Annotated in this window: 7 protein-coding genes; 3 read left to right on the top strand and 4 right to left on the bottom strand. The window is 62.8% G+C overall.

Annotated elements, in window-relative coordinates:
* Nucleotides 1-379: 379 nt before the first annotated feature.
* From ASD50_RS20840 to ASD50_RS20825, 4 genes are all read right to left on the bottom strand, one after another.
* Nucleotides 380-1,519: a DegT/DnrJ/EryC1/StrS family aminotransferase gene (locus ASD50_RS20840; protein ID WP_056245746.1), complete on the bottom strand. Its 1,140-nt coding sequence runs from the start codon at nucleotides 1,517-1,519 to the stop codon at nucleotides 380-382.
* Between the two features lie 235 nt (nucleotides 1,520-1,754).
* The gene (locus ASD50_RS20835; protein ID WP_056245743.1) at nucleotides 1,755-2,678 is read right to left on the bottom strand and encodes a carbohydrate kinase family protein; all 924 of its coding nucleotides are present in this window, start codon (nucleotides 2,676-2,678) and stop codon (nucleotides 1,755-1,757) included.
* Nucleotides 2,675-3,121 (bottom strand): RbsD/FucU family protein, encoded by a 447-nt coding sequence (locus tag ASD50_RS20830; RefSeq protein ID WP_056245740.1) that lies wholly within the window; start codon nucleotides 3,119-3,121, stop codon nucleotides 2,675-2,677. The genes ASD50_RS20835 and ASD50_RS20830 overlap by 4 nt, the downstream gene beginning before the upstream one ends.
* A gap of 2 nt (nucleotides 3,122-3,123) precedes the next feature.
* The gene (locus ASD50_RS20825; RefSeq protein ID WP_056245737.1) at nucleotides 3,124-4,350 is read right to left on the bottom strand and encodes an ROK family transcriptional regulator; all 1,227 of its coding nucleotides are present in this window, start codon (nucleotides 4,348-4,350) and stop codon (nucleotides 3,124-3,126) included.
* A 214-nt stretch (nucleotides 4,351-4,564) separates the two neighbouring features.
* On the opposite strand from ASD50_RS20825, the gene ASD50_RS20820 reads away from it, so the two are divergent.
* From ASD50_RS20820 to ASD50_RS20810, 3 genes are all read left to right on the top strand, one after another.
* Nucleotides 4,565-5,590 (top strand): sugar ABC transporter substrate-binding protein, encoded by a 1,026-nt coding sequence (locus tag ASD50_RS20820; RefSeq protein WP_413813914.1) that lies wholly within the window; start codon nucleotides 4,565-4,567, stop codon nucleotides 5,588-5,590.
* A 95-nt stretch (nucleotides 5,591-5,685) separates the two neighbouring features.
* Entirely contained in the window at nucleotides 5,686-6,768 is a 1,083-nt protein-coding gene (locus ASD50_RS20815; RefSeq protein WP_056245732.1) for an ABC transporter permease, read from the top strand.
* Nucleotides 6,768-7,550 carry an ATP-binding cassette domain-containing protein gene (locus ASD50_RS20810; RefSeq protein WP_056245868.1) on the top strand — a complete coding sequence of 261 codons (783 nt, stop codon included), beginning with the start codon at nucleotides 6,768-6,770 and terminating at the stop codon, nucleotides 7,548-7,550. Before ASD50_RS20815 ends, ASD50_RS20810 begins: the two co-directional genes overlap by 1 nt.
* Nucleotides 7,551-7,602: the final 52 nt, after the last annotated feature.

Below are 7,602 nucleotides of genomic sequence, written 5' to 3'. Positions count from 1 at the left end.
GGGCGGATTATGGGAGAGACGCGGGAGGGTGGGGATAAGTAGGGTGGAGGTGTCTGCTTAGAGGCGTGATTTGTCCACCATTCAATCAGAAACCTCATAGGGCCCACACCCCCCTCTGGCCTGCCGGCCATCTCCCCCTCAAGTGGGGAGATCACCCGATTGCGACGTGATATCCCGCAATGAAGTCACAGAGTTGGCTGTAACCTGGAAGCTGCCGATCTCCCCACCTGAGGGGGAGATGGCCGGCAGGCCAGAGGGGGGTGCCTGGCGATGCATCCGACCCGCAAAGCGGACCGACCCTCCCCGCGTTGGGAGAGGGGGCATCAGTGTTGGCGCTGCAGGTCTGCAAAAGGGATGGGTGACGTCCTCAGCAACTTTTCTACGCAGCCGCCTCGGCCGAATTGGAGCCGATGTAGTTGCGGATCGTCTCGATGATCCGATCCTGGTCGGATTCGCTGAGATAGGGGTGCATCGGCAGGCACAGGATGCGCTCGGGCAGCGTTTCGGATACGGCAAGTCCGGTCGGCGTCCTTGGATAGTCGCGATAGGCGACCTGCGCATGCAGCGGCTTCACGTAGTAGATGACCGAGGGGATGCCTTTTTCCTGCAGATGCGCCTTGAGGCCGTCGCGCTTCGGCGTCTCGATGGCATACTGAGCCCAGGCCGAGCGGCTGCCGGACAGGTTTGCCGACGCCTTGACGATGTCGCCCAAACCCTCGGCATAGCGGCCGGCAACCTTCTGGCGCGCGACCATCTCGTCTTCGAGGATGGCGAGCTTCTCGATCAGGATCGCCGCCTGCAAGGTGTCGAGGCGCGAATTGATGCCGACATGGACGTTGTCGTACTGCGTCTCGCCCTTGCCGTGGAAGGCGAAGGAACGCAGCTTCTCGGCCAGCGCGCCGTCATTGGTGAACATCGCGCCGCCGTCGCCGTAGCAGCCGAGCGGCTTGGCCGGATAGAAGCTGGTGCCGGCGACATGGCCGAACGCGCCGCACATGCGGCCTTCGCTGGAACCGCCGATCGACTGGGCGGCATCCTCGATGACCAGCAGGTTTTCGCGCCTGGCGATGGCCATGATCGCCTCGTAGTCGGCTGACAGTCCGAACAGGTCGACCGGGATGATCGCCTTGGGCTTCAACCGGCCCTCGGCCTTGACCATGGCGATTGCCGCCTCGAGGCTGGCAATGTCGATGTTGTAGGTGTCTGCATCGACATCGACGAACACCGGTTCGGCCTTGGCGAGCGCAACCACTTCGGCGGTGGCGGCAAAGGTGAAGCTCGGAACGAAGACAGCATCGCCTGGGCCAATGCCATTGGCATAGAGCGGCAACAGCAGCGCATCGGTGCCGTTGGCGCAGGCGACGACGTGCTTGACGCCGACATAGGCGGCCAGCTTGTTTTCGAATTCCGCGACTTCGGGTCCGAGGATATAGCGGCCCTCGTTCACGACCTTGTCGATTGCCGCCTTCAGCCTGTCACGGATGCGTTCGCGCTGAGCGCCGAGATCGATGAATTGCATGTCTGTTCCAATAGTATGAGCCAGAGATTGGCGTGCTGGTATCAGAGTTGGTGGGGCCGGAAAAGCGGCAGGCCCGGCTCTCCATTCGACCAAGCCTCTCCGATGTTACCGCTATGTGGCGGAATTTGGCGCGCAAAGGCCCGCAAATTCAAGCTTGGCGCACAAGCGGGGGCAAGTAGCTGGTTCAATGCTGCAGTGCCGAAACATAAAGTGATCAAGGGCTTGCGGCGGCCGCTCAGGCGATTTCGTGCCGCCAGGGGGGATTGGCGCCGGCGCGCGAGACGGTGACGGCCGCGGCCTTTGCGCCGAGGCTCAGGGCCTTGTGGACGGCCTCTTGCGACAGCTTGGCGACTGCCGTCTTGGTCAAAAGGCCCTGCTCATGCAGCGAGGCCAGCACGCCGCCATTGAAGGTGTCTCCCGCTCCGACCGTATCGACCACCTTCACCTTGTCGGGAACCACGGTGACGGCGCCGGCCTTGGTGTAGCCGACAGCGCCTTCGCCGCCATGAGTGACGATGATGAGCTTGGGGCCGCGATCAAGCCAGCGGTGCACGACCTCTTCACGCGAGCCCGGCTCGCCGAACCAGTCGAGATCCTCGTCGGAGACCTTCACGATGTCGGCCATCGCCATCATGGCGCGAATGCGCCGCTGGTGCTTTTCACGGTCCGGGATGAAGTTTGGCCGGATATTCGGGTCGAGCATGGTCACGCGGCGGTTTTGCTCGCGGCGCATGAATTCCTCGTAAGCCGCCCCGGCTGGTTCCGAGATCAGGCTGATGGCCCCGAACAGCATCGCCTCGACTTCGTCGCCCAGCCTGGGCAGGTCCGCCGCCGTCAGCATGCGGCCGGCGGTGTTCTCGTCGTAGAACACGTAGGTCGCGTGGCCGTCCTTGAGATGGACGAAGGCGAGCGTCGTCGGGCGAGGGGAGGTGTGGGCGTAGCCGCAATCGACCTTGCTCTCGCCGAGCACCTTCTTCAACTGGATGCCGAACAGATCGGACGACAGGCCGGAAAAGAAACCGGCTGGCGCGCCGAGCCGCCCGAGCGCAATCGCCGTGTTGAACACAGCGCCGCCGGCATAGGGCGCAAAGGCAGGCTCGCCGAGCGTCGTCTCGCGCGGCAACATGTCGATCAGCGCCTCGCCGCAGCACAGGATCATGCCTTGCCGGTCCCCTGCGGATAGATGACGCCCTTGCGGATGATGATGTTGGCGTAGAGGCGCGGCTCGCTGGTGGCGACCATTGCATGCGCGGCGCGGGCGCGGGCGTAGAATTCGGCGCCCTGCATCGCAACCAACTTGCGGCCCGGCGCACGCCTGGCGCAGACCGCCGCCATCTCGTCATGGACGGGATCGGCCAGCTTGGGGTCGCCCTTGACCGATGAACGGAACAGCGCGTCCGGCACGAAATCGTCCACCGGCAGGACGGCGAGGATGGCGTCCAGAACCGGGATGATCTCGAGGCCGTCGGCGCGGATCAGCCGGGTTGCCTCCTGTTCCGCCGGATAGTTTCCATCGACGATGGCGATCTCGTCGCCATGGCCCATGGCGCGCAGCACGGCCAGCAACTCCGGCCCGAGCACGGGCGGTATTCCAATCAGCATTTTCAGGTTCCCCCGGCGATCATGGTTGGCCGAATGAGAAATCGTTCCGACAGGGGCAGGCTGGCGGCGCCGAGGGCGCGGGCGTGCACGCCGACGGTTCCTTCGTGGACCTTGGGGACGGTGAGGCCCTCTGCGTCGATGCTTCCAATCACCTTGCGAACCGCATCGACCAGTTTTCCCCGCACGGAGACAGGCATCCAGCCGTCGATGACGGCGGCCTCGAAGTCGATGACGGAAGTGGCAGAGATGATGGCGTGGGCAAGCGCGTCGGCGGCCTGGATGATCCATTCGTCGAGCGTCGGGCCGAGTTCGCCCCAATCTTCCGGCGAGGTCCACAAATGCGGCGCTTCGATGCCGTGGGCATTGAGTTCCTTTTCGAGCACTGCGACCGAGGCGATGTCGATGAGCTGGGCCTGTTTTCCGCCGGGGCCGGGAACCAGCATGGAGCCGAGCGCGCCGGCGTTGCCGGTCGGGCCGCTGTAGAGACGGCCGTCCAGCACGATCCCGCCGCCGGCAAAGGCGCCGATGTAGAAATAGACGAAGTCGCGCAGGCCGCTCGACTGGCCGAATACGAGTTCGGCCCCGCAGGCAGAGGTGGCGTCGTTTTGCAGGTAGACGGGGAAATCGCACAAGGCTTGCACGTCGGTGCGCACGTCGCGATGACGCCACTCGTCCATGATCTGGCGCGGCGCACCGGCGGTATCGACCCAGTTCCACAATTCGAACGGCATGGCGATGCCAAGGCCGGCAATGCGCTTTTCCCGGCCGGCGTCGAGGCTGCCCCGAAGCTTTGCCATGCCCGATGCCACGAAAGCCACCGTCTCGCGCGGTGTCGGGTATCGGTAGGAAAGCTGTTCGGCCGCGCGCACCTTGCCGAGGAAATCGATGAGGACGAGTTCGGCGCTGCGCCGTCCGATCTTGAGGCCGATGAAATAGGCGCCGTCGGGGTTGAGCGCCATCGGGATCGAGGGCTGGCCGATTTTGCCGCGCTGGGGCGCCTGCCGCAGAAGCAGGCCGTCATCCTCGAGCTCGCGCATGATGACCGAAACCGTCTGCGCCGACAGCCCCGTCATGCGGGCAATATCGGACTTGGCGAGGCTGCCATGCTGGCGCACGAGCGACAGCACGAGCCGCTCGTTGTGGTCTCGCATCCCGCTCTGATTTGTGCCGCGATGAAATCGGCTTTCGGCCGGTTCAGGCGGGCTGTGCTTTGCAGTGCCGGTTTCCACCGAGCTCCTCCGCCAATCCCTCGCGTCCTTTTGCCAGAATGTGTGATGGACGCAACAGAGTCAATAATAAATAAGAGTGATTTAATTATTGACTCTTGTAAAGCCGTGGTGTTTGTTTTGTGCGAGGGCGCTGCCGGGAAGCATTGCATGCGCTCGCGTCAAGGCACCGGTATGAGCTGGCGCCGCATTATTTTCTGGGAGGTTTCTTATGAGAATGTCTGCGTTCAGGACTGCACTGTTTTGTGCGTCTGCGTTTGGGCTCGTCGCTCTTGCCGTGCCTGCCTCGGCAGCCGGCGTCAGCGCCTGCCTGATCACCAAGACCGACACCAACCCCTTCTTCGTGAAGATGAAGGAAGGCGCGACGGCCAAGGCGAAGGAGTTGGGCGTCGATCTCAAATCCTATGCGGGCAAGATCGACGGTGACAGCGAAAGCCAGGTCGCTGCGATCGAAAGCTGCATCGCCGATGGCGCAAAGGGTATCCTTTTGACCGCCTCCGACACGGCAGGCATCGTGCCTGCGGTGAAGAAGGCGCGCGACGCCGGCATTCTGGTCATCGCGCTGGATACGCCGCTTGAGCCCGCAGATGCTGCCGATGCAACCTTTGCGACGGACAATCTTCTCGCCGGCGAACTGATCGGCAAGTGGGCCGCAGCCACTTTGGGCGACGCTGCCAAGGATGCCAAGATCGCCTTCCTCGACCTGACGCCGTCGCAGCCGACCGTGGACGTGCTGCGCGACCAGGGCTTCATGAAGGGCTTCGGCATCGACACCAAGGACATCAACAGGATCGGTGACGAGGACGATGCCCGCATCGTCGGCCACGACGTGACCAACGGCAACGAGGAAGGCGGCCGCAAGGCCATGGAGAACCTTCTCCAGAAGGATCCGGCGATCAATGTCGTCCATACGATCAACGAACCGGCTGCTGCCGGTGCCTATGAAGCGCTCAAGGCCGTCGGCATGGAAAAGAACGTGCTCATCGTTTCCGTCGATGGCGGCTGCCCGGGCGTGAAGAACGTCGAGGCCGGCATCATCGGCGCGACCTCGCAGCAATATCCGCTGCTGATGGCCTCGCTTGGCATCGAGGCGATCAAGAAGTTCGCGGACTCCGGCGAGAAGCCGAAGAATACAGAAGGCAAGTCGTTCTTCGATACCGGCGTGGCCCTGGTTACGGCCAAGCCCGCTGCCGGCGTCGACTCCATCGACGTCGCCAAGGGCACAGAACTCTGCTGGGGTTGATGTGACCCACGCTTAGGCAGAGTATCGACCGGAGAGAGCGGTTGAGGCCGCTCTCTCGCATGTCGGTAGGGAGCAACTCCAGGGAGGAGGGCCGGATGACTGACGCTTCGGCGCATCGTGCGCAGCCACAGGAATTCGAAAAGGTTCTGACCGGCAGCGATGCCTCGGTCGCCAGATTCGACACGCATGAGCGGTCGGGGATCGAAAAGGTGCAGCACTTCCTGCACTCAAGTCCCGCGGCGGTCCCTCTTATCGTCCTGATCGCTTCGCTTCTGGTTTTCGCATTCGTCATCGGCGGCAAGTTCTTTTCCGCCTTTTCGCTGACGCTGATCCTGCAACAGGTGGCGATCGTCGGCATCATCGGCGCAGCCCAGACCCTCGTTATCCTCACGGCGGGCATCGACCTGTCGGTGGGCGCGATAATGGTGCTGTCTTCGGTGGTGATGGGACAATTCACCTTCCGCTACGGACTTCCTGCGCCGCTTGCCATTCTCTGCGGTTTCGCCGTGGGCGCGGCCTGCGGCTTCCTCAACGGATGGCTGGTGGCGCGCATGAAGCTACCGCCTTTCATCGTTACCCTCGGCACCTGGCAGATCGTACTGGCGGCCAATTTCCTCTATTCGGCCAACGAGACCATCCGCGCGCAGGATATCGAGACGCAAGCGCCGATCCTGCAGTTTTTCGGCCAGAACCTTCGGCTGGGCAATGCCGTCTTCACCTATGGCGTCATCGCCATGGTGCTGCTCGTCGTGCTGCTCTGGTATGTGCTCAATCACACGGCGTGGGGCCGTCATGTCTACGCGGTCGGCGACGACCCGGATGCCGCCGAACTCTCCGGCGTCAATGTCGGCAGGATGCTGATTTCCGTCTATGTCCTTGCCGGGCTGATTTGCGCACTCGCGGGATGGGCCTTGATCGGTCGCATCGGTTCGGTGTCGCCGACTTCAGGCCAGTTCGCCAATATCGAATCGATTACCGCCGTGGTGATCGGTGGCATCTCGCTGTTCGGCGGGCGCGGATCGATCCTCGGTATGTTGTTCGGCGCGTTGATCGTCGGTGTCTTTTCGCTGGCGCTCAGGCTGATCGGCACCGATCCGCAATGGACCTATCTGTTGATCGGCGTTCTCATCATCGTTGCGGTCGCGGTCGACCAGTGGATCAGGAAGGTGGCTGGCTGATGGCACAGGAACCCATTCTAACCGCTCGCGGATTGGTCAAGCGCTATGGACGCGTGACCGCATTGGACAATGCCGACTTCGATCTCTACCCCGGTGAAATCCTCGCGGTCATCGGTGACAACGGCGCGGGAAAATCCTCGCTTATCAAGGCGATTTCCGGCGCAGTCACGCCAGATGAGGGCGAAATCAGGCTGGATGGCCAGCCGATTTCGTTCAAGTCGCCGATGGAAGCGCGCAATGCCGGCATCGAGACCGTCTACCAGAACCTGGCGCTGTCGCCCGCGCTCTCGATTGCCGACAACATGTTCCTTGGCCGCGAAATCCGCCGCCCGGGCTTCATGGGGCAGTGGCTCAGAATGCTTGACCGGCCGGCAATGGAAAAACGGGCGCGTGAAAAGCTGACCGAACTCGGCTTGATGACGATCCAGAACATCAGCCAGGCGGTGGAAACGCTGTCTGGCGGCCAGCGTCAGGGCGTGGCCGTGGCGCGGGCTGCCGCCTTCGGGTCCAAGGTGGTCATCATGGACGAGCCGACGGCTGCCCTTGGCGTCAAGGAATCGCGCCGCGTCCTGGAACTCATCCTCGACGTCAAAAAGCGCGGGCTGCCGATCGTGCTGATCTCGCACAACATGCCGCACGTATTCGAAGTCGCCGATCGCATCCACATCCACAGGTTGGGCCGGCGGCTGACGGTGATCGATCCGAAACAATACACGATGTCCGATGCCGTGGCCTTCATGACAGGCGCAAAGCCGCCGCCGGAGGCTGCGCTGGCGGCTTGATCTCGCAAAAATGCGGTGGAAGACCTGCATTTTTGGCTGGGCTAAATCGATT

Source organism: Mesorhizobium sp. Root552 (genome assembly GCF_001427285.1).
GTDB lineage: Bacteria > Pseudomonadota > Alphaproteobacteria > Rhizobiales > Rhizobiaceae > Mesorhizobium.
The sequence above is the reverse complement of the archived record's forward strand: the minus strand, read 5'-3'. Positions and strand labels throughout refer to the sequence as shown.

Excerpts from the sequence above, each read along its gene's own strand:
- ASD50_RS20820 (WP_413813914.1), top strand. The coding sequence starts at position 4,565 with ATGTCTGCGTTCAGGACTGCACTGTTTTGTGCGTCTGCGTTTGGGCTC.
- ASD50_RS20835 (WP_056245743.1), bottom strand. The coding sequence starts at position 2,678 with ATGATCCTGTGCTGCGGCGAGGCGCTGATCGACATGTTGCCGCGCGAG.
- ASD50_RS20830 (WP_056245740.1), bottom strand. The coding sequence starts at position 3,121 with ATGCTGATTGGAATACCGCCCGTGCTCGGGCCGGAGTTGCTGGCCGTG.
- ASD50_RS20810 (WP_056245868.1), top strand. The coding sequence starts at position 6,768 with ATGGCACAGGAACCCATTCTAACCGCTCGCGGATTGGTCAAGCGCTAT.
- ASD50_RS20840 (WP_056245746.1), bottom strand. The coding sequence starts at position 1,519 with ATGCAATTCATCGATCTCGGCGCTCAGCGCGAACGCATCCGTGACAGG.
- ASD50_RS20815 (WP_056245732.1), top strand. The coding sequence starts at position 5,686 with ATGACTGACGCTTCGGCGCATCGTGCGCAGCCACAGGAATTCGAAAAG.